Annotated in this window: 16 protein-coding genes and 1 pseudogene; 12 read left to right on the top strand and 5 right to left on the bottom strand. The window is 63.0% G+C overall.

Annotated elements, in window-relative coordinates; genetic code table 11:
* Nucleotides 1-71: 71 nt before the first annotated feature.
* The 3 genes and pseudogenes from P0D87_RS28195 to P0D87_RS28210 form a co-directional block, all read right to left on the bottom strand.
* The gene (locus tag P0D87_RS28195; RefSeq protein WP_408637089.1) at nt 72-3,470 is read right to left on the bottom strand and encodes a YadA family autotransporter adhesin; all 3,399 of its coding nucleotides are present in this window, start codon (nt 3,468-3,470) and stop codon (nt 72-74) included.
* 255 nt (nt 3,471-3,725) lie between these two features.
* Nucleotides 3,726-3,845, bottom strand: a pseudogene (locus tag P0D87_RS28200) (ESPR-type extended signal peptide-containing protein); the annotation flags it as partial.
* Between the two features lie 773 nt (nt 3,846-4,618).
* Nucleotides 4,619-5,020, bottom strand: a complete 402-nt coding sequence (locus P0D87_RS28210; RefSeq protein WP_053859743.1) for a RidA family protein — start codon at nt 5,018-5,020, stop codon at nt 4,619-4,621.
* A 506-nt stretch (nt 5,021-5,526) separates the two neighbouring features.
* Here P0D87_RS28210 and P0D87_RS28215 point away from each other — a divergent pair.
* Nucleotides 5,527-5,712, top strand: coding sequence for a hypothetical protein (locus tag P0D87_RS28215; RefSeq protein WP_053859742.1), 186 nt, complete (start codon nt 5,527-5,529; stop codon nt 5,710-5,712).
* 17 nt (nt 5,713-5,729) lie between these two features.
* Here the strand turns inward: P0D87_RS28215 and P0D87_RS28220 are convergent, their stop codons facing one another.
* Nucleotides 5,730-7,130 carry a GntP family permease gene (locus P0D87_RS28220; protein ID WP_006047500.1) on the bottom strand — a complete coding sequence of 467 codons (1,401 nt, stop codon included), beginning with the start codon at nt 7,128-7,130 and terminating at the stop codon, nt 5,730-5,732.
* Nucleotides 7,131-7,458: 328 nt separating this feature from the next.
* Here P0D87_RS28220 and P0D87_RS28225 point away from each other — a divergent pair, with 328 nt between their 5' ends.
* From P0D87_RS28225 to P0D87_RS28270, 10 genes are all read left to right on the top strand, one after another.
* Entirely contained in the window at nt 7,459-8,934 is a 1,476-nt protein-coding gene (locus P0D87_RS28225) for a sigma-54 interaction domain-containing protein (RefSeq protein WP_006047501.1), read from the top strand.
* A gap of 88 nt (nt 8,935-9,022) precedes the next feature.
* Nucleotides 9,023-9,286 (top strand): hypothetical protein, encoded by a 264-nt coding sequence (locus P0D87_RS28230; RefSeq protein ID WP_006047502.1) that lies wholly within the window; start codon nt 9,023-9,025, stop codon nt 9,284-9,286.
* Nucleotides 9,287-9,817: 531 nt separating this feature from the next.
* On the top strand, nt 9,818-10,021 hold the full coding sequence (locus P0D87_RS28235) for a hypothetical protein (protein WP_006047503.1): 204 nt from the start codon (nt 9,818-9,820) through the stop codon (nt 10,019-10,021).
* 78 nt (nt 10,022-10,099) lie between these two features.
* Entirely contained in the window at nt 10,100-11,299 is a 1,200-nt protein-coding gene (locus tag P0D87_RS28240) for a serine hydrolase domain-containing protein (protein WP_053859741.1), read from the top strand.
* 128 nt (nt 11,300-11,427) lie between these two features.
* On the top strand, nt 11,428-11,718 hold the full coding sequence (locus P0D87_RS28245; RefSeq protein WP_006047505.1) for an H-NS histone family protein: 291 nt from the start codon (nt 11,428-11,430) through the stop codon (nt 11,716-11,718).
* A 600-nt stretch (nt 11,719-12,318) separates the two neighbouring features.
* Nucleotides 12,319-12,843 carry a formaldehyde-activating enzyme gene (fae, locus tag P0D87_RS28250; RefSeq protein WP_006047506.1) on the top strand — a complete coding sequence of 175 codons (525 nt, stop codon included), beginning with the start codon at nt 12,319-12,321 and terminating at the stop codon, nt 12,841-12,843.
* Between the two features lie 62 nt (nt 12,844-12,905).
* Nucleotides 12,906-13,943 (top strand): aldo/keto reductase, encoded by a 1,038-nt coding sequence (locus tag P0D87_RS28255; protein WP_053859740.1) that lies wholly within the window; start codon nt 12,906-12,908, stop codon nt 13,941-13,943.
* Nucleotides 13,940-15,379, top strand: coding sequence for an NAD-dependent succinate-semialdehyde dehydrogenase (locus P0D87_RS28260; protein ID WP_053859739.1), 1,440 nt, complete (start codon nt 13,940-13,942; stop codon nt 15,377-15,379). Before P0D87_RS28255 ends, P0D87_RS28260 begins: the two co-directional genes overlap by 4 nt.
* A 65-nt stretch (nt 15,380-15,444) precedes the next feature.
* A complete protein-coding gene (locus tag P0D87_RS28265) occupies nt 15,445-16,827 on the top strand; it encodes an MFS transporter (RefSeq protein ID WP_053859738.1) in 1,383 nt (460 codons plus the stop codon).
* A gap of 471 nt (nt 16,828-17,298) precedes the next feature.
* Nucleotides 17,299-18,900 carry a peptide chain release factor 3 gene (locus P0D87_RS28270; RefSeq protein WP_006047510.1) on the top strand — a complete coding sequence of 534 codons (1,602 nt, stop codon included), beginning with the start codon at nt 17,299-17,301 and terminating at the stop codon, nt 18,898-18,900.
* 147 nt (nt 18,901-19,047) lie between these two features.
* Here P0D87_RS28270 and P0D87_RS28275 read toward each other — a convergent pair whose 3' ends face one another.
* Entirely contained in the window at nt 19,048-19,917 is an 870-nt protein-coding gene (locus P0D87_RS28275; RefSeq protein ID WP_029967355.1) for a LysR substrate-binding domain-containing protein, read from the bottom strand.
* Nucleotides 19,918-20,184: 267 nt separating this feature from the next.
* On the opposite strand from P0D87_RS28275, the gene P0D87_RS28280 reads away from it, so the two are divergent.
* A complete protein-coding gene (locus P0D87_RS28280; protein ID WP_053860784.1) occupies nt 20,185-22,563 on the top strand; it encodes a bifunctional acetate--CoA ligase family protein/GNAT family N-acetyltransferase in 2,379 nt (792 codons plus the stop codon).
* The last annotated feature ends 199 nt before the right edge of the window (nt 22,564-22,762 follow it).

Raw genomic sequence — 22,762 nt, forward strand, 5'->3', positions numbered from 1 at the left:
GGCGCCGCTTGCAGTTCAGTCAACGCAGATCCGGTTGATGGACCGGACTTGCGTCCGATCCATCACGGCACTTACCACTGATACGAAGCACCCATGCCAACCGTCGTGTCACCCGCGCTGGTGCCCGCGCCGGCCTTGATCTTCAGGTTGTCAGTGATACGCGCCGAGATGCCGAGCGCCACAGCCTGCGCACCCTTGTACGAACCGCCGCCGATACCGACCGCGATCCTTTTGTCCTCATCGACGTCCGGGATCATCGTCAGCGCGGTGGCTGCCGCAATACCCGAGTAAGCGCTCCTGGCGACCTGGTTGACGCTGTTCTGCACCGAGTTGATCTGCTGATCGACGTAGGTCTTTGCCGTCATGCCGGCCGGCAGATTGCCGATCGCGTCGTTCAACTGACCAAAGTTGACTGCGTCGTGCGTCGCCGTACCGGCTGCGACGTTGGCGACCTGGCGCTGGTTCGTTGCCGAGCCCACCGACACCGTGTTGTCGCGGTCTGCCACCGAGTCGGAACCCAGGGCAACCGAACCCTTGCCGGTCGCCTGAGTATTGGCGCCGATCGCAGTTGCACCTTCACTGCTTGCGTTGGCATTGTTGCCGGCTGCAATCGACTGGTTGCCGCCGGCATTGGCGCTGGCACCCATCGCAGTCGAATACGAGCCAGTTGCGCTAGCCATCTGCGTGTCCTGGTTGCCGTCTGCTGCAAACATCGGGTTGCTGGCTGCTTTGGCAATGTCCGTCGCCGTCGAGATCGCTGCGTTCATCTGGTCGACGTTGACTGCGTGGTTACCGGACGTACCTGCCGCCACGTTGCGGATTGTCGTGCCGCCCGCAGCACCGTTACCCATCGTCACGCTGCTGTAGTTGGTCGTACCATCGGCGTTGTGGTCGTACGTGACTGCCGCGTTGGTCGTGCCGTTCGGGTTGATGATGCCCGAGGCCTTCAACTGAGCGAGGTTCACTGCGTCCGTGTCGGCCGTGCCGGCTGCGACGTTGGTGATCTGGCGTTCGTTGCCCGCCGAGCCGACCGACACCGTGTTGGCACGATCAGCCGCCGAGTTCGAACCCAGTGCAACCGAGTTCGTCGCGAGAGATTGCGCGTTGCCGCCGATCGCCACCGATTCCGCGCCCGTCGCCTGTGAATCCGGCAACGTCGTGTTGGCGTGGAAGTACCTGGTAGCGACGCCGCCATTGGTGATGTTGTTCAGCGTGTTGTTGATGTTGGTGATGTCCGACGTGTTCTGCGTCGTACGGCCGTCCAGATTGGTGAGCGCATCACCCACGTTGTTGACGGTCGTGCCGCCCACCAGGTACGCCGGGTTCGTGATCGTGCCCGTCGTCGTGTCGTAGGTCGAACCGCCGCCCAGCGACGACGCTGTGCTCGTGCCGATCTGGTTCACCTTCGCGTCTTCCGACTGCAACTGGCTCACGTTCACCGCATCGGTCGCATTCTGACCTGCTGCCACGTTCGTGATACGACGCTCTGCACCTGAAGCGCCTACCGACACTTCGCCGCCGGCTGCCGTGGCTGCCGAGATTGCGCTGCCGCCAGGGTTGAAGCCAGCCGTCGCCAGCGTCGCCGAGTTGGCCACCGAGTTAGACCCCAGTGCCACCGAGTTCGCGGTCGTCGCCCGAGCATTTCCGCCGATCGAAACTGCATCCGTGCCCGTTGCCGACGAGTCCGCCAGCGTCGAGTTAGCGTTGAAGTACTTGATGCCGCCGCCGCTGCTGATGTTGTTGACGACGTTCGTCAGGTTCGAGACGTTCAGGTTCGTCGCGTACAACTGCGAACCGTTCACCGCATCCACGCTCGTGGCGTTGAGCGCGCCTGCTGCTACACCGGTCAGCGTGCGCGAACCTGCCGTACCCGTGAAGTTCACCACCGTGCCGCCGGTATCCTTTGCCACCGTGACGTTGCGCGACGTCGGGTCCTGCTGCACGAGGCCGACCGTACCGTTGTTGATGTTCTGCGTCAGGCTGCCGATATTCGTGGTGTTCTGCGTCGTACGGCCGTCCAGATTGGTGAGCGCGTCACCCACGTTGTTGACGGTCGTGCCGCCCACCGGGTACGTCGGGTTCGTGATCGTGCCCGTCGTCGTATCGTAGGTCGAACCGCCGCCCAGCGACGAGGCCGTGCTCGTACCGATCTGGTTCACCTTCGCGTCTTCCGACTGCAACTGGCTCACGTTCACCGCATCGGTCGGATTCTGACCTGCTGCCAGGTTCGTGATACGACGCTCTACACCTGAAGCGCCTACCGACACTTCGCCGCCGGCTGCCGTGGCTGCCGAGATTGCGCTGCTGCCCGGGTTGAAGCCTGCCGTCGTTAGCGTGCTCGAGTTGGCAACCGAGTTGGAGCCGAGCGCTACCGAGTTCGCCGTCGTCGCCTGTGCGTTGCCGCCGATCGCCACTGCATCCGTGCCCGTTGCCGACGAATCCGCCAGCGTGGAGTTAGTGTTGAAGTACTTGATGCCGCCGCCGTTCACGATGTTGTTCACCGTGTTGCTCAGGTTGTTCACGTTGTTGTTGATCGTGTTGACCTTCGCGTCTTCCGACATGAGCTGGCTCAGGTTCACCGCGTCCGTGGCGTTCAGGCCCGCTGCGACGTTCGTGATGCGACGCTCTGCACCTGCCGCGCCCACCGACACCTCGCCGCCGGTTGCCGTCGCCGCCGAAATCGCCGTGCCGCCGAGCGGCGTGAAGCCTGCCGTCGCCAGCGTCGTCGAGTTCGCCACCGAGTTCGAGCCGACCGCTACCGAGTTCGCCGTCGCTGCCGACGCTCCGGCACCCAGCGCGGTGCCGGAGCTACCTGTCACCACGCTGCTGTGACCGACAGCGACTGCGAATGTGGTTGCCGACGTGTCGGCACTATTACCCAGCGAACTTGACTGACCACCCGATTTTGAGTCTCCGCCAATTGCAATCGAATTGTTGAGAGTCGCCGCATTGGTGGCGCGTTGACCGATCGCGATATTGGCAATGCCAGTGGCGGTTGCATTCTGGCCGATTGCAACAGCAGCCGTACCGTTGGACATACTTAGCTGGCCCACGGCAATCGCACCACCGGAGGATGCGGCCGCGGCCCCACCGATCGCGATTGCCTCGGAGCCAATCGCCGACGAATCCGCCAGCGCGGAGTTCGCGTGGAAATACTCGATGCCTGCGCTGAGCTTGTCGCCTAACTTGCCCAGGGCTGAATCGACCGTAGCGAACGCCGAACTCACGTTGTTAGCCGGGCCCGACGTCCCATCGATTGCATTCGCTTGCGGCAGCGCGTAGCCAGGCGCAACGATCGTGCCGTTCGCCGCCATCGTCGTGCCTAGCGCGGCCGCCGTGGTACTTGCCGTACCGTAAAGCTGGGAACCGCTAATAGCATTCAGGCTTGAGGCTGTTACTGCTCCTGGCGCCAGGCCGTCCAACAACACGTTGGTGTCGGACACGCTCATTGTGAGCGTGTTCTGGGTCATCGTGCTGGCCAGGTAGTACGTTATGTTTCCAGCCTGGAGCACGATGCCGGCAGCTCCAGACGGCGAGCCGGATTCGAGGAGGGCATAGTAGTCGCTGGAGGGCACGTACCGGCTTGAACAGCCACTAGCAAATGTCGAATTACTGGAGACCTGGTCTTTTCCATTATTGTCATACAGACACAGAACGCTTGCAGATGCGGGCAAAGAAAAAATCGCAAGCGCAATGCCCGCTGTACCGCCTAACGACCAGGAAATAGCGCTCAGCCTACTTTTACAAGCGGGTTTCGAATTTTTGCTTATTCCTTTTGCATCTTCCTGCGCAGCCACCCAAGTGCCGGTTGACTCGTTCCAAACCGAGCGAAATGCTTTATTCATTTAAAACCCCTTATTGAACAAATATCGTCACGCGTTCTGTCGCTGCTCAACTCAGGCTTGGGAGTGGACGTGACGATTACTGCGCTCGGCTCGTCACAATTAAATCGCCCAAAAATCAAATGAATCGCACACCGATTCACGATTTTGCGACGACTGCTCGTCCACTATGGATTTGAATTCAGCTCGATAGCTAAGTCACACCCCGTCTCAAAATTGCCGGCAACAACCGAACTTTATGAGACTTGAACGATGGCTCAATAGGACTATTCCTAAATTCAACGGAAAATTCAGAAATCAGCGGTGACGGAGATCAAGAAAATGCAAGACGCAAGAATGTGGTGCGGACGCTTTTAGGAATTGTCCTAACGAAAAGTACCGCAAGGTGTGGTAGCGCCGAAATGCTTGAATAGTCGCCTCAATTTCAGCAAGCGAAAATATCAGCGCCGGACATGTGCATTGAATGTCGGAAAATACTGGTCGTATTAGATTTAATAGAAACGTCGCCGCCTTCCCCGCTGCATGCAATTATTAATGGTCACAATGGGACTTTTTACATCGCCCGTTTTAATCCATTCGCATTTGATTCAGATAATTAGTCCGCTCTGAATAACCCGGACATCATGGAGAAGGCAATTGCCCATTCAACCGATTCGCGATTGCTCGAACGATATCGCGAACATCTGGTGAAGGCCGTGGCACGGCACACGGCCTGAAGCTGCGTCAGAACGAATTGCTCAGGATGGACGACCGAGCCAGTGCTGAGGCCTCGACGCTCAGCCCGGCCGTCGCGCGATGAAGTCGATTTCCACCAGCGCGTCACGCGCCAATGCCGTTACGCCGATGCACGTCCGGGCAGGCAGCGCGTCGGCGGGAAAGTACGCGCGATAAGTGTCGTTCATCGCCCCGTAGTCGCGCTTGAACTCGGTGAGGAAAATGCGCACGGCAACCACGTGTTGCAAGCCGAGTTCGAGACCTTGCAGCACGAGCACGAGGTTGTCCATCACGCGCTTCGTCTGCGCGACCACGCCTTCGGGAAGCGGCGCGGCGTCGTCGGTGGGCGAGGTCGGCATCTGGCCGGTGAGGAAGACCCAGCCGTCGGTTTCCACGGCGTGCGAAAACGGACCGACTGGCGTCGGCGCGCCGGGGACCATCCAGAAAGCGGGGGTAGGGCTCATGGAGATTGCACCTCACGGCTGCGAATGTGGGTTGATACGATAACCGATCAAAAGTCGCGACGCGTGGCCGACGCCGATGTCTGGACATCGTGGAGTCACTTACTGATTCGCGAGCTTCGCGAACGTCGGGATCGCGTCGGCCATTGCTTTCGGCTGCTCAGGCGCCATCGCGTGACCTGCGTTGGGCAACACGACACAGTCACCCGCTCTCCGAGCATGTTCTCGAGCACTTGCGAAAATCGGCGAGGCGCCACTGCGTCGTTCTCGCCCATTTCCGGCACCGTCGATCGCTTTGCGCACACGGACACCAAGAGAATGATTGCAGCGAGACCCTGTTTCGTGGAGGTAGTGACTCAATTGAATTTGCTATTCGAAGCCGGATATGACATGACTACTGATAGGTAGTGATACTAACGTTCTACGCGGCCAGCGCGGAAACTTGACGCCATGACTGGCTAGTTCATCTGCGGCTGCTCGAGCCCGCTACTGTCGAAAATCGCGAGCGCATGCTCCGACTTCAGGAACGCGAGCTACCGAGATTCGCCACCGCGTGGATCGCGATTTTGCAGGAGAAGTTAGCGCGGTTGACGAGCAACGAGCCGTGGAAAGAAGATGTCGTCTGGCTCGCAAACGAGACGGGCGACTCGCCGTGCCAGATGCTGATGGGCGGGTTCAGGAGCAGCAGTCCCTGAACCCGCCCAAGCCCTTCTTAAACCAGCCCCGTCGTGTAATAAACGGCGATCACGAAGAACACCGCCAGCGTCTTGATGACCGTCACCGCGAAAATGTCGCGATACGACTGACGGTGCGTCAACCCGGTCACCGCCAGCAGCGTGATCACCGCGCCGTTATGCGGCAGCGTGTCCATGCCGCCGCTTGCCATTGCGACCACGCGGTGCAGCACTTCCATTGGAATATGCGCCGCCTCCGCACCCTTGATGAACACGTCCGACATGGCCGCGAGCGCAATGCTCATGCCGCCCGACGCCGAACCGGTAATGCCCGCCAGCGAACTGACCGAGACGGCCGCATTGACGAGCGGATTCGGAATGCTCTTCAGCGCGTCGCTGACCAGAACAAATCCCGGCAATGCCGCGATCACGCCGCCGAAACCATACTCCGACGCCGTATTCAGCGACGCCAGCAGCGCGCCCGCCACGGCGGCCTTCGTGCCGATCGCAAAGCGCTCGCGCACGCGGCCGAACGCGGTGACCACGACCATGACGATGCCGAGGAGCAGCGCGCCTTCGACAGCCCAGATTCCCAGCACGGTTTTGATCGTCGTGGTGAGCGGCGTGTGAACGCCCGGCAAAATATCCGGCGCGACGGTGTACGACGTGCCGTACGCGTCGGGGATCCAGCGAGTCAGGAAGAAGTTGGCGACGCCCACCAGAACCAGCGGCGCAATGGCCAGCAACGGATGCGGCAATTGCTTCGACTCCACGCGCTCCGGCTCGTTGACGAGTTCCGTGCCGTAGCCTTCGCCGGTTGCCATCGCCGAGCGGCGGCGCCACTCGAGATAGGTGAGACCCACCACGATGATGAACAGCGAGCCGATCACGCCGAGCGCGGGCGCGGCCCACGACGTCGTCTTGAAGAACGTCGTCGGGATGATGTTCTGAATTTGCGGCGTGCCCGGCAGCGAATCCATCGTGAACGAGAATGCGCCGAGTGCGATGGCGCCGGGCATCAGGCGCTTCGGAATATTGCTCTGGCGATACAGTTCGGCGGCGAACGGGTAGACGGCGAACACCACGACGAACAGCGAGACGCCACCGTAGGTGAGCAGCGCGCACACCGCGACGATCACCGCATTGGCGCGCGAGCGGCCGATATAGCGAATCGCGGCCGCCACGATCGACTCCGAGAAGCCGGACAGTTCGATGACCTTACCGAACACGGCGCCGAGCAGAAACACCGGGAAATAGAGTTTGACGAAGCCGACCATCTTCTCCATGAAGATGCCCGTGAACACGGGCGCGACGGCGGCGGGATCGACCAGAAGGACGGCGCCGAGCGCGGCGATCGGCGCGAAAAGGATAACGCTGTAGCCGCGATACGCGGCGAACATCAGAAACGCCAGCGCGGCAAGGACGATGACAAAGGACATTGAGTCTCCAGAAGCTTGGTTTGTTCTACGTGTACGCCGTCTCCCGCTGACGACGGCATGGCGCCCGCGAACGCAGGTTCCATGCCATGCGGCCGGCGTTGGCTCGCGCGCTGACGCGGCGGGCCAAAAGCCGGCAAAACCGGGAGACGTGGCGCCGCCGATTGTACCCAAACGTCTCCAAACGGGGACGTCAATCGTGCGAAGTGTGTCCGGTATTGACACGAAATCCGCATGGCGATGGGGTTGCCGGCGATCTCTACGTTGAGATAAGCTTGTCCACGAAAAGAGACAAGCGACAAATAGAACGATAGCCGGAGACAGCGACAACATGATGAACGACTGGGCGGGACTTCCCGCCATCTACGGCGACGTGCTGCGCCGCGCGATGGATTCCCTCTTCCGCACATTCGAGAACTTCAGCGAAGGCACGTTTATCGTCGACGCCGACGCGCGCGTCGTGTGGATCAACAAGCGCTATGCGGCGCGCTTCGGCTTTGCCGACCCCGAGCAGGCGATTGGCCGCGATTGCGAAGCGGTGATTCCAAACAGCCTGATGCGCGAGGTCGTCAAAACCGGCAAGCCGATTCTGCTCGACATTCTCGAAACGGACCGCGAGCCGCTCGTCGTCACGCGTCTTCCGCTGAAGGACGACGCCGGTGCGACGGTCGGCGCCGTCGGCTTCGCGCTGTTCGACGAGTTGAAGGCGCTCACGCCGCTTTTTTCCCACTACTCGCGCGTGCAGGAAGAGTTGATCGCGACGCGTCAGTCGCTCGCGCAGGCCCGCAGAGCCAAGTACACGTTCGGCAGCTTCGTCGGCACCAGCGCGGCCAGTCTCGAAGTGAAGCGCCAGGCGCGCCGCGCGGCGCAGCTCGAATCGCCGGTGCTTTTACTTGGCGAGACCGGCACCGGCAAGGAATTGCTCGCGCATGCGATCCACGGCGGCTCGGCTCGCGCGAATCAGCCGCTCGTGACCGTCAACGTGGCCGCGATTCCGGACACCCTGCTCGAAGTCGAATTCTTCGGCGCGGCGCCTGGCGCCTACACGGGCGCGGATCGCAAGGGACGGGTCGGCAAGTTCGAACTGGCGAACGGCGGCACGCTTTTTCTCGATGAGATCGGCGACATGCCGCTGCCTTTGCAAGGCAAGCTGCTGCGCGTGCTGCAGGACAAGGAGTTCGAGCCGCTCGGCTCCAACCGGATCGTGCGCGCCGACGTGCGGATCATCGCGGCCACCTCCGCGGATTTGCCGGCGCTGGTCGCGGCGGGCCGTTTCCGCGCCGATCTGTTCTATCGGCTAAACGTGCTGACGATTCATGCTCCGCCGCTGCGCGAGCGCACGTCGGACATCGAAGCGCTCGCGTACGCAATGCTCGAGGACCTGTCGACGCAGGCACGCGGCGGCAGTCACTACGAATTGCAGGACGACGCGTTGCGCCTCTTGTGCTCGTATGCGTGGCCAGGCAACGTGCGCGAGTTGCGCAATACGCTTGAGCGGGCCGTGATGCTGTCGGACAGCGAACGGATCGACGCGCGCGCGCTTGCGCCGTTCATCGGTTCGGGACAAAGCGGCGCGCAAGGCGCGACGGCGCAGACGCCGGACGGCTCATCACAGACGGCTGCGAGCGGCGCGGATGCGGCGCGCGAGCCATCGTCATGGAGCGACGCGATGGCGGCGTTCGAAAAGCGCTTCCTGAGCGATGCGTTGCGAGCGAACGGCGGGCGCGTGATCGAGACCGCTGCGCAAATCGGCATGGGGCGCGCGACGCTGTACAAGAAGATCGCGGCACACGGCATCCAGGTTTGAGCGGAGCGGGCCTGCATCCTGTCACGCAGCGTCATGGCTGCGTGGCACAATCGCGTGATCGAAAAACAAGACGTGATCGGGGTTTCATATGAACCGGAGCTTCTCTTTCCTTGCGCGCTATCTCGGCCTGATGCTGGCGGTGTCAGCCGGCGCCGCGCTGGGCGGCTGCGGCAGCAGCGCGCCGCTGTTTCTGTCGGACGGCCGCCCGACGACGCTGGTCGAATGCCCCGCGGGTTCCGACTCCTGCGCGCAGCAGGCGGCCGCAAGCTGCAGCGGCGGCGCGTTCGACACCGTGCGCCAATCCACGAGTAACGGCACGCTTAGCCTGATCTACGCCTGCCGCGCGAAGTAACGCGATGCGCGCCGCGTCATGCGGCGCGCGGCCGGACTTTCACTGTCTTCTGCGATTCGCAACCCGTCGACGGGCTGCGCTCGCCTTCCTCTAAAAAGCGGCTTAATCCGCGCGCCGTTGCCTGCGCTCTCCTCATTACTGAGCGTACGCGTTTCCCGATACGTGCATCCGCGTCATAAATATATGCTTCTAATGCGGCGAGACGAAGGAAGTTCCACTATGCGCGCCGCATAATGAATTTCGATTTGACAAGATTTATTCCGAACGGATCGACAGCAATAAAAAGTCACTGTATTTTTTCGCACTGGAGTGAAGTCGGTGCGGAAGGTAACGGAACCCTGAATTAAGCGGCAGTATTCTATTTTCACAGGTTCGCTAACGCATGCGATCAGCAGCTTTTGCCGGATAGGGAGGCCAATCGGCAAAAGGCGGGAAGAACTTGCCGACCAAGAAAAACAGGCTTTGAGAGCGGCACAATCTGTGCTTAACGTTGCGTTTCGAATTAAGTCAACGAGCATTCCGGGGAAACGAATGAATCACCATCAACTCGAAAAAGACATCCGACATCTAGAACACGTCATTTCACACATTTCCGCTGAAGACCGAATACCGCTGTCTTATTGGCGTAACCGCATCGATTCGGTTTCCGGCGCGGTTCGCGTGCCAACGCAAGTCAATCGCATCAAACGGCTGAATGCCGCGCTCGCCGCACTCGAGGAGCGCCAAAAAGCCTGAGGCGATAGCCTCTGCTGTCGGCAGCGGTTTTTCGCCTCATTACGATCCATCGACGAAGCCAGGCCGGACAACATCGATATGCAAGCAGTGGGATTTTCATCGCCTCGGCTCGCGATGCTGACGGGTACGTTGCTGGGCTACGTCGAACGAGGCGATGTGGCCGGCGTCGTCGCGCTCGTCTGGCGGCGCGGCGCAACCGCATACTTCGAGGCGCTCGGTCTGCGCGACGAAGCCGTGTCATTGCCGATGGAGCGCGACACGCTGTTTCGCATCGCGTCGATGACCAAGCCGGTGACGAGCGCCGCCATCCTCATGCTGGTGGAAGAAGACCGGCTCACGCTCGACGCGCCGATCGCGCAGTGGCTGCCTGAATTCGCCGCGCCGCGCGTGCTGCGCGACCCCGGCGGCCCGCTCGATCAAACCGACCCGGCGCGCGCGCCGCTGACCGTGCTCGACTTGCTGACTCATCGCGCGGGCTTCGCTTATCACTTCACGGCGACCGGGCCGCTAGCCGAAGCCTATGCGGCCGCCTTCAACGGTCTCGACGCGCGCGCCGATGTGAACGCGTGGCTCGCACGCATCGCCGGATTGCCATTGATGTTTCAACCGGGCTCGCGCTGGCATTACGGCGTCGCCACCGACGTGCTCGGCGCATTGATCACACGAGTGACCGGCATGCCGCTGGGCGAGTTTTTCCGCACGCGGATTTTCGAGCCGCTCGGCATGCGCGACACCGCTTTCTCGGTGCCCGAGCCGCAGCTCGCCCGCCTTGCCACCGCCTATGGCGTCGATGTCGGCACGCGGCGGCGCGTGGTCGAGGATCACGCGTCGGCGAGCCGTTGGGCGAACCCGGCGCGCTTTCAAAGCGGCGGCGGCGGGCTCGTTTCGACCGCGCAGGACTATCTGCAATTCGCGCAGTTGCTGTTGCGGCGCGGACGCGTCGGCGACACGCGCTTGCTCTCGCATCGCTCGGTCGATCTGATGCGTTCGAACTTTCTGACGCGCGAGCAGCGCCGCCTGCCGGCGTTCGGTCATGCGATGTGGGCGGGTCAGGGTTTCGGCCTCGGCTTGTCGATCGTCGACGATCCTGCGCAGCAGTTGCCGCAAGGCTATCGTTCGATCGGCTCTTTCGGTTGGCCCGGCGCTTTTGGCACGAGCTGGTGCGCCGATCCGGTGGAAGATCTTATCGGCGTCATGCTGATTCAGCGCCGTTCAATCGATCCGTTTCCCATGGCAGTCGACTTCGAACGTCGCGTGTACGATGCAATTGACGATTGAGCGCGCGCCTCGCCGATGGTCCGCCGCTCGTTCAAGCGCCGCACGATGACGGGCTTTCTCTTTCCAGCGTTTTTTGGTCTGATAGCGTCCGCATGTCGGTCCGCCACAATCAATGGGAGCATTTCGTCATGGCCTCTTACAAGCAGTTGACCGCTCAGCTCGAAAAGCTTCACAAGGAAGTTGCGGCGGCTCGCGAAAAGGAGATCGCGCAGGCGATCGCCGACATCAAGCAGAAGATTGCCGAGTACGACCTGACGGCCGAGGAACTCGGCTTCGCGAAAACTCGTACGGCGGCGAGCAAAGGCGCTGCGGTCGCCAAGTATCGCAACCCGAAAACCGGCGAGACGTGGAGCGGGCGTGGCCGTTCGCCGGGTTGGCTTGCGGGCAAGAATCGCGATCGTTATCTGATCGACGCGTAGGGCGCGATTGCGCCATCCATCACTCTCAGGTGACGATGCCCGCGGCTTTTTTCGCACCGCTGCACAAGTCCCGAAAACGCTCACCTTTGCTTCAAATTCCCGATTCGACTGGTGAATAGAAACCGGCGGCTTGCACCTGGCGGCATTGCTTCGGTGAGCCTGGTTTCTCTGCGGCGCGCACCGGCCGCGAGGTGAGCCCGGCGCAAGCATCGGGTGTCACCGACGCGCCGAAAACCCGCGCCAGCCTTTGCTGGCGGGCATTCCCAGGCTGTGCGAAGAATCCGGCGAAGCTCCCGCTGCGTCCGTCGGTCTTTCACGGATAGGCGTCGGTGCGCGGCTCGCGCGGTATCGTCGGTGCAATAAGCACTTCGCGGATGCTCACCTTTCGCTGTCCTCCACGCCTCGTCGCTGCTAGTCCCGAAAACCCTCACCTTTGCGCGCGTCGTCACCGGCAACGCGATGCGTCGTAACGTTCGTCCGCATTCGTCGGGACAAACCCGGAGTTGAGTTCGCCTCATACCCCGGATCAAAACTCATCGATACATGGTCGCGGACGCCGAACGCCACAATCGGTCATCCACTTAACTCGACGGAAAGACCATGAGCGTATCGGCGGACAAACAACTCTTTATCGGCGAAGGATTCGAAGGGCCGGGCGTGAACCTCGCGCATATCAACGTGCTGGTCGGCCCGCGCAACGGTCCCGCAGGGCAAGCGTTCGCGACGGCGCTGGCGACGCCTTCGGCGGGTCACGCGCCGTTCGTCGTCATCGCGCGGCCGGGCGTGCCGACCAAGCCGTTGACGCTCTACGTGAACAAGGCGCAGATCGGCAGCGAGTTTCACGGCAACGCGACGTGGGGCGCGTCGCAGGCGGGCATCGCGAAGGCAGTGGCCGAGTCGCTCGAGAACGGCACGCTCCCGGCCGAAGCGGAGAACGACTGGGTGGTCGTGTCGGCGAACTGGGTCAATCCGGCCACCGACGACCTCGACGCCGTCTTCGAAAACAACTACCGCGCGTGCAGGAACGCCATTGTCGCGGCGATGAAAGGCCTGCCGCATCGCGACGAAGTGTTCGCGGCCGCGCGCGACGTCTCGAATCCCTTCTACACGCCGAAACAACGCTGACCACACGCGGAGCGCGGCGCCGACCGCACGCGCCGCATCCGAACTACAAGGAGACAGGTTTCATGGAATACATTCGCCTCGGCCAATCCGGCCTGAAGGTTTCGCGCTTGTGCCTCGGCACGATGAACATGGGCACGCCGCAGTGGAAGCCCTGGATTTTCGACGAAGCGCGCAGCGAGCCCATCGTTCGACACGCGCTCGAAGCCGGCGTCAATTTCATCGACCTCGCCGATTTCTATTCGACAGGCGTCGGCGAAGAAGTCGTGGGCCGCATTCTGAAACGCCTCGCGCGCCGCGAGGAAATCGTCGTGACGACGAAGGTCGGCTACGACATGGGCGTCTATCAGAACGCCGGCGGCCATTCGCGCAAGCACATCATGGACGGCATCGACGGCTCGCTCGCGCGCCTCGGCATGGACTACGTGGACATCTACATGCTGCATTTCTTCGACGTGACCACGCCGGTCGAGGAAACCATGAGTGCGCTGAACGATATCGTTCGCGCGGGCAAGGCGCGCTATATCGGCGTATCGACCATGTACACGTGGCAGTTCGCGAAGATCATGCAGGTCTGCGAGCGCAACAGCTGGCATAAGCCGATCAACATGCAGTTGCAGTTGAATCTGGCGTATCGCGAAGAAGAGCGCGAGATGATCCCGTATTGCCAGGATCAGGGCGTCGGCGTGTCGGTGTTCAGTCCGCTCGCGCGCGGCCTGTTGACGAGCGACGCCAACTCGACGCGCAATCAGACCGACTTCTTCACCGCGCAAATGTACGGCGATAACGTCTCGCGCGAAATCGCGGCGTCGGTCGCTCGCGTCGCCGCGCGGCGCGGCGTGTCCGCGGCGCAGATCGCGCAGGCATGGGTGCTCAACCACGAAGGCGTAGCGAGCATGCTGGTCGGCGCCGATACGCCGGCGCAGTTCGACAGCGCGCTCGCCGCGCTCGGCACGACGCTCTCCGACGACGAGCTGTTCGAACTCGAACGCAATTACACACCGTGCGATCTGATCAACGATTACACCGCCGGCAAGCGCATTGCGCGCGAGCCGCGGCTTGCGCAAGGCGCGTTCGTCGAAAACCTGGAGAAAGCGGCATGAGCGAACTTCTTCGAACCGGACATTACATCGGCGGCGAGTGGTGTGAAAGCGCGGAGACCTATCCCGTCCGCAATCCCGCGACAGGCGAAGTGATCGCGCAAGTCGCGAAGGGCGGCGCGGCGGAGACGGCGCAAGCCATTGCCGCCGCCGAGCGCGCGCTTTCCGCGTGGCGCTTGTTGACCGCGAAAGAGCGTGGCGCGCGCGTCAGGCGTTGGGGCGAGTTGATGCTCGAGCATCGCGATGCGCTGGCCGAGCTGTTGACGCGCGAACAAGGCAAGCCGCTTGCGGAAGCGCGCGGCGAAGTCGGCTATGCGGCGAGCTTTTTCGAATGGTTCGCGGAGGAAGCGAAGCGCGCCTATGGCGACGTGATTCCGAGCCCGAATCCGAACGCGAAGATCATCGTGACGCGCGAACCCGTAGGCGTCGTCGCGGCCATCACGCCGTGGAATTTCCCGCTCGCGATGATCACGCGCAAGGCCGGTCCCGCGCTCGCGGCCGGTTGCACGATGGTGCTCAAGCCATCGGAAGAAACGCCCTTGTCCGCGCTTGCGCTGGCCGTGCTGGCCGCCAAAGCGGGCATTCCGCCGGGCGTGTTCAACATCGTTTCCGGCGATGCCGTCGCGATCGGCGGCGCGCTCACCGAATCCGACGTGGTGCGCAAGCTGTCGTTCACCGGCTCGACGCGCGTGGGCAAATTGCTCGCGAAGCAGTCGGCGGATACGTTGAAAAAGCTCTCGCTCGAGCTTGGCGGCAATGCGCCGTTCATCGTTTTCGACGATGCGGACATCGACGCCGCCGTGCAAGGCGCGATGGCTTCAAAGTTTCGCAACACCGGGCAAACCTGCGTGTGCGTCAATCGCTTCTATGTGCAGGACGGCGTCTACGACGCGTTCACGCAGGCACTCGCACAGGCCGCGCGCAAGATGCGCGTGGGCGACGCGTTGCAAGGCGACGTCGAACAGGGTCCGCTGATCAATCAGGCTGCGTTGAGCAAGGTCGAAGCGCACGTCGCCGACGCATTGCAGAAAGGCGCCAAGGTGTTGACCGGCGGCAAGCGGCACGCGCTGGGCGGCACCTTTTATGAGCCGACGGTTCTCGTCGATGCATCGAGTTCGATGCTGATCGCGCAAGAAGAAACCTTCGGGCCGGTCGCCGCGTGCTTTCGCTTCAAGACCGAAGACGAAGCCGTTACCGCTGCCAACGCAACGCCGTTCGGACTCTCGGCCTATCTGTACACGCGCGATCTGGCGCGCGCGTGGCGTGTCGGCGAGGCGCTCGAAAGCGGCATGGTCGGCATCAACGAAGGGATTCTGTCCACCGAAGTCGCGCCGTTTGGCGGCGTGAAGCAATCGGGCCTTGGCCGCGAAGGGTCGAAGTACGGACTCAATGAATACACCGAGCTTAAGTACATGATGATGGGCGGCTTGGGGCGCTGATCGTTGGACCGTTGGCGGATGTCGTTACGCGGCATCCGCCGCTCAGAACAAACACAGGAGACAAGATGAATAATCAGGATATCCAGGCAAGCGCGCTCGGCCTCGCGCCTGCGTTCCCCGCGGCGGCGTCGTCCGCGACGCGCGCCGTTTCCATCGACGACGTGCCGCTGAACGCGTTTCACGTCAAGATTGCGGGCCTCACGTTCGGCGCGCACTTCACCGAGGGCTTCGCGCTCGGCACCATCGGCTACGCGCTCGCCGCGATGAATCGTCAGATGCCGATCGACGCCTTCTGGATGGGCATGATCGGCAGCTCGGCGTTGATGGGCATTTTTCTCGGCAGCCTCGTGTTCGGCTGGCTCTCGGACCGGCTTGGCCGGCAGAAGATTTTCCTGATGAGCTTTGTCATCATCACCGTGGCTGCGTTCGCGCAGTTCTACGTGCACTCGCCTTTCGAACTGTGCTTGCTGCGCGTGCTGATCGGCTTCGGCATGGGCGGCGACTTCGCCGTCGGACATGCGATTCTCGCGGAATTCTCGCCGCGCAAGCATCGCGGAACATTGCTTGGATCGTTCAGCGTGATATGGACCGTCGGCTATGTGGTCGCAAACGTGCTGGGCATGCATTACGCCGATGCGTCGCCCGATGCGTGGCGCTGGCTGCTCGCCTCGGCGGGAATTCCTGCGGTGATCGTGCTGGTCGCGCGCATGGGCACGCCGGAGTCGCCGCGCTGGCTGCTCGGCAAGGGCCGCGTTGCGGAGGCGAAGTCGGTCGTGCTGAAGCACTTCGGCGAAAACGTGACGCTCGACGGCGTGCACGACGAACACGCGCAAACGGCTAGCGGGTTCATGCGTCTCTTCGAAAAAGACCTGATTCGCCGGACGATTTTCAACTGCGCGTTTTTCGTGTGTCTCGTCATTCCGTACTTCGCGATTTACACGTTCCTGCCGACCATCCTGAAAGCGATTCACCTGAACAACGATTCCGGCGCGGATCTGCTGCTGAACGGCTTTCTCGTGCTTGGCGCACTGATTGGGATCTGGCTGACCATCAAGCTGTCGCGGCGACTCTTCCTGATCGGCTCGTTTGCGGTGACGTGCGTGTCTCTGATCGCGTTGAGCGTGCTGCCGGAATCGGCGACGCTCGCGATGATCGTCGCGTTCGGCATTTTCACGCTGACCATGTCGGCGTTCTCGAATCTCGTCGGCGTGTTCCCGCCGGAGTGCTTTCCGACCGAAGTGCGCGCGTGCGGCGTCGGTCTCGCGATTGCGTGCAGCCGGCTGGGCTCGGCGGTGGGTACGTTCCTGCTGCCGCTCGGCATTGCCGGCTTCGGGTTTCACGTCACGATGATGGTGCTGGCGGCGGTGCTGCTCGTCGGCATGGTTGTGTCGATTGCGTGGGCGCCTGAAACGAAGCATTTGACGTTGAACCAGGCGAGCGGCGGGTAGGGCGTATTTGCCGGGAGCGGGGGCCGGAACTCGGAAGCCGGGCGCCGGGCGCCGCGAACCGCGAACCGCGAACCGCGAGCCGCGCGAATTGCCCGGCGGCCGGCGCCAAGTTCCGCTCGCCACGGCGACCACTACGGCACGAAGGCCCGACCGCCCGCGGACCACTGCAACGACCTAACGCACTCTCCGCCTCCGCAATCCCCCTCCCCAGACAGCCGCCCCTCGCGGGCGGCTTTCCCACGTCCGGCGTCCCGGCGTGTATCATTCGTTCCCTGCGCTGTTCTGCGCTGGCGATTATCCGTATTGTCGAACGCTCGTTCCCGACCTGTTTTCCGACGCGGCCCGGTTGCCATAGTGATGCGGGTTCCCGACCCGACTCCCGCAGCTCGACGCCGCCGCGCCACGCGCGGCAGCCCGGAAGCCAGCCGCTTCCGAAGACCGCCGAACCCCTATCCGTGACCGCCAGACCCGATGTCAGTCTCCGAACTCAAACGCCGCCGCACCTTCGCGGTTATTTCCCACCCGGACGCGGGTAAGACCACGCTGACCGAAAAACTGCTGCTGTTCTCGGGCGCGATTCAGATCGCCGGCACCGTGAAGGGTCGCAAGAGCAATCGCTACGCGACATCCGACTGGATGGAGATCGAAAAGCAGCGCGGCATTTCCGTGGCCAGCTCGGTGATGCAGTTCGAGTACGGCGACGCGGTGATCAACCTGCTCGACACGCCGGGCCACGAAGACTTCTCCGAAGACACGTACCGCGTGCTGACCGCGGTCGATGCCGCGGTGATGGTGATCGACGGCGCGAACGGCGTCGAAGCGCAAACGCTCAAGCTGCTCGAAGTCTGCCGCAGCCGCAAGACGCCGATCGTCACGTTCATCAACAAGCTCGACCGTGAAGTGCGCGAGCCGCTCGACCTGCTCGACGAAATCGAACAGCATCTGGGCGTGGCGGCGGTGCCGTTCACGTGGCCGATCGGCATGGGCAAGGAATTCCAGGGCGTCTACGATATTCAGCGCGATCAGGTTCGCGTGTTCCGCGCCGGGCAAGATAAGGCGGGCGGCGACGTCGAAACGCTGCAAGCGCTGAGCAGCGAGGAAGGCGAACGCCGCTTCGGCCAAAGCTGGGTGAAGGCGAAGGAAGAGATCGATCTGATTACCGGCGCCACGCCCGATTTCGACCGCGAGCAGTTTCTTGCCGGTCAGCAGTCGCCGGTGCTGTTCGGCTCCGCGATCAACAACTTCGGCGTGAAGGAAATTCTCGACGCGCTCGTCGACCTGGCGCCGCCGCCGTCGATGCGCATGACCGTGCAGCGTCCGGTGATGCCCGACGAGCCGAAGTTCACCGGCGTCGTGTTCAAGGTGCAGGCGAACATGGACCTGGCGCACCGCGACCGCGTGGCGTTCATCCGCGTGTGTTCGGGGCGTTTCGAGCGCGGCATGGCCGTGAAGGTGACGCGTTCCAACAAGACATTCCGCGCGAATAACGTGGTGACGTTTCTGTCGCAGCGGCGCGAGACCGTGAGCGAGGCGTATCCGGGCGACATCATCGGTATTCCGAATCACGGCACGCTGAGTCTCGGCGATACGTTGACCGAAGGCGAAGCGCTGCAATTCGTCGGGCTGCCGTTCTTCGCGCCGGAAATTTTTCAGACCGTCGAAGTGGTCGATCCGATGCGCGCCAAGCAGCTTGGCGAAGCGTTGAAGCAACTCGGCGAGGAAGGCGCGATCCAGGTGTTCCGTCCGGAAGTGGGCGGCTTGATGATCCTGGGCGCGGTTGGTCAACTGCAGTTCGAAGTGGTGTCGCATCGGCTGTCGACTGAGTACAAGGTCGATGTGCGCATGGCGCCCGCGCGCTACCGCATGTCGCGCTGGGTCACTTGCGACGATCCCGCCGAACTGCGTCGCTTCACCGATTCATACGCGGCGCGGATCGCGCTCGACGCATCCGACGCACCGACGTATCTCGCTTCGCATGTCTCGGAAATCGAAGTCGCGCAAAAGGCGTGGCCGAAGATCGTGTTCAACGAGTTGCGCGAGCATTCGGGCGCGCCGTTCAAGAAGGCGATGTAACGCAGGCGGGCCGCGAGCTCACAGCGGCTTACGTAACAAACTTACGCAACAACAAAAAGCCGCGTGGTGCAGTCATGCCCACGCGGCTTTTTCCATTCGATTGCGGGCTCATTGCCTGCATAGGCGCTGCCGCCGGACACGGCTCCATCAGCCCATCTTCAACACTTCTTCCCGCAGCCAGGCCGCAAACGCCTGCACGTATTCAAGCGCGGCGTGCTGCGGCGCGACGTCGAGCCAATAGCCGAACGGGCCGGCCACTTCAACGTCCGAGAAGCGTGCAAGACTGCCGTCCGCGAGTTCCTCGACGATCATGTTCCTGTCGACGATAGCCAGTCCCGCGCCCTTGCGCGCCGCGCGAATCGCCTGTTCGAGCGTCGAGAATTCAATGCCGTTTTCCGCGTAACGCGCGGGCAGCCCCGCCGTGGCCAGCCAGTTCGGCCATAGGTCGAGCCTTGCGTCGTTGTGCAGCACATGCAGCGCGGGCATGTGTTCAAGCAGCCTGTCGAGCGGCTCGCCGAGCAACCTCGGCGCACCCACGAGCACATGGCGCTCGGTCATCAGCAGTTCGGAATGCGTATCGGCCAGCGCGTGCCGGCCAAAGCGGATGTTGCAATGACAGTCCGTGGTGGGCTCGGTGCGGATCGACAATTCGACGTCGGGCATTTCGTCGGCCAGCGAACCGAGCCGCGGCGAGAACCACTGCGTCGCGAACGTGGGCGGCACGGCAACCACGAGACGGCGCCGGCCCTTGGCCGCGGTGATCTGACGGAAGCCGCGCTCGATCGTATCGAATGCGTCGGACAGGCAAGGCAGAAACTGCACGCCCACCGGCGTCAGGCGGATGCCCTTGTGGTCGCGCTCGAACAGCTTCGCGCCGAGCGATTCCTCGAGCAGCTTGATCTGCCGGCTGACGGCGCCTTGCGTCACGCACAGTGCGCTCGCCGCGCGGTTAAAGCTCATGTGGCGCGCGGTTTCCTCGAAAAAGCGCAGCGCGATGAGCGATGGCAAGCGTCGCATACATCACCTTCTGATTCTTTGACATCCGGGGGCAGTGCGGCCGATGGGAAGGCGCGCGGATCGTCTGCGATTGTCGCACTGAAGCGCGATATTTTGCCTGCGCACGCTAAAAAAATCCGGGCGCGCGGTCGCGTTAATCAAGCGTCGATTGACGGCGGCCAAGGCTTGCGTTCGAGAAGCGCCGCGCGATCGCTCCACTTCGCCTATCCTGACGAAGACGCGCGCGTCGACGCCCGAGCGGCGCGCCCTTTCATCTGCGGAGCGCCTGTGACCGTTCGCAATCTCGACGCGTTGTTCCGACCGAAATCCGTCGCCGTGATCGGCGCTTCCGAGCGGCCGGGCAGCACCGGCGCGATGGTGTGGGCGCGGCTCCTGGAAGGCGGCTTCGACGGCCCGCTGTGGCCCGTCAATCCGAAGTACCACACGCTCAACGGCCACGCCGTGATCGCCGATGCCGGCGACTTGCCTCAAGCGCCGACCGTCGCGCTGATCTGCACGCCGCCCGCGACTTGGCCTTCGATCATTCACAAGCTCGGCGGCTTGGGCACGCGCGCGGCGATTATCGTCGGCGAAGCACGCTGCGATGACGACCGGCTCGCGTTGCGGCATGCGCTTTCGGCGGCGCGGCCGCATCTGCTGCGGATCGTCGGGCCGGGTAGTCTCGGCGTCGTGTCGCCGGCGCTGCGCGCGCATTTCGGCGCGCCGTCGTGCACGGTGAAGGCGGGCGGCGTCGCGTGGGTGTCGCAATCGAACGCGCTGACCAATGCCGTGCTCGGCTGGGCGCACGCGCGCGGCCTCGGTTTTTCGCACGCGGTCGCGCTGGGCGGCGAGGCCGACGTCGACGCGGGCGACGTCCTCGACTATCTGGCGAGCGATCCCGGCACGCGCGCGATTCTGCTCGAACTCGACAGCGTGCGGGCGGCGCGCAAGTTCATGTCGGCGGCTCGCGCCGCGGCGCGCAACAAGCCGGTGCTCGCGCTGCGTTCGGGCCGCGCCGATCCGGCGGACGCGCTTTACACCGCTGCCTTCCGCCGCGCGGGCATGGTCCGCGTGGATGCACTCGACGATTTGCTCGACGAAATCGAGACGCTCGGCGTGGGCCGCGTCGCGGCGGGCGCGACGGCGACGCTGATTACGAGCGACCGCGGCCTCGCAACATTGGCCTGCGACGCCTTCGCCGCCGCCGGCGATACGCTCGCGCCGTGGCCGGAGGAAGCATCGCAGGCATTGCAGCAAGCGTTGCCGAACGTGATCGGCGGCAATCCGCTGCAACTCGGCGACGACGCGCGTCCCGAGCATTTCGGCACCGCGCTAAAGCTGCTGGCGCAACATCGCGGCACCGGCACAGCTTTCGTCGTGCATGCATCGACGCATAGCGCGCCGGTCGACGAGGTCGCGCAGGCATTGATCGCGAATCAACGGTTCGCCTATCGCGGTCTGCTCGCCTGTTTCTTTGGCGGTGTGGACGCGGCTACGCGCGATGCGTTGCACGCGCAAGGCATTCCGGTTCACACGACGCCGCAGCGGCTCGCCCGCGCGTTCGCACGTCTCGTCGATTATCGGATGGGGCGCGAATTGCTGATGCAGACGCCGGAGGGTTTGCCTGCCGAAGTCCCCGACGCAATCGACGCCGCGCAAGCGCAGGTTTGCGCGGCGCTCGCGGCAGGTGAGCACCAACTAACCGGCGAAGCCGCGGCGGGCCTATTGGAGCGGTTCGGGCTTCGGGTCGAAAACGAAGCGGGCGGCGCGCATGAGGCCAAGCCGATAGTCGGCATCGCGGTCGCGCTTCACGATGACGATAACTTTGGCCCGGTGTTCCGCTTCACCGCGCCATCCGCCGATGGCGTCTCCGAGCCGTTGCGCGTGTACGGCCTGCCGCCGCTGAACCCGGTTCTCGCGCGCGACATCGTCACGCGGTCGCCTTATGCGCGGCTCGTCGCGCCCGAGCCGGCGCTCGCTGCGCTCACGGCGCTGTCGCACGCGGTGTGCGATGTGAAGGAGATCGTCGGATTGTCGTTGACGCTCAATGTGTACGACGATCACGTCGCGGTGCTTGAGCCGATCGTCAGCATTGCGGCGAAACGCAGCCGGCTTGCGATCGTGCCGTATCCGCGCCGTTTCGAAGAGACGCTCGACTGGGAAGGTCTGCGTGTGACCGTGCGGCCGATTCGCCCGGAAGACGAGGCCGCGCATCACGATTTCGTCGAAGCGATGACGCCTGAGGATTTGCGCTTGCGGTTCTTCGGCGCGGTCGGCAGCTTCGATCATTCGCAGCTCGCGCGCATGACGCAGATCGACTACGACCGCGAAATGGCGCTGATCGCGACCGTGCGGGACGAAGCCGGCGCTTCGCGCACGCTCGGCGTGGTGCGCGCGGTTGCCGATCCCGATAACGAAACGGCCGAGTTTGCGGTGGCGATCCGCTCGGATCAGAAGGGGCGACGGCTCGGGCGGTTGCTGACGGACCGGATCATCCGGTATGCGCGGGCACGCGGCACGCATTGGCTGGTGGGCGAGGCGCTGCGCGAGAACACCGCGATGATCGCGCTCGCGAGAGCGAGCGGCTTCACGATGACGCCGACGGAAGATCCGGGCGTGGTGGGGTTTCGGATGGCGCTGGATGAGGGGGGGGATAAGCAGGGTTAGCGATGTCAGCGGCATGTGCGCCATTGAAGGATCGTTATCCGTTCGCCGACTTTCTACTGACGCCGCAGTGATGCTTGACGCACATTGACCCAGCCAAACAGACAACTGCACGCTGACAAGCCAGCGGGACGTTCAGAGATTTCGTCAAGCATCCCAACAGAAGCGTGAATAGAATATTACGACTTAATTACGCTTCCTT

Source organism: Paraburkholderia sp. RL17-368-BIF-A (assembly GCF_046054045.1).
Lineage (GTDB): Bacteria > Pseudomonadota > Gammaproteobacteria > Burkholderiales > Burkholderiaceae > Paraburkholderia > Paraburkholderia graminis.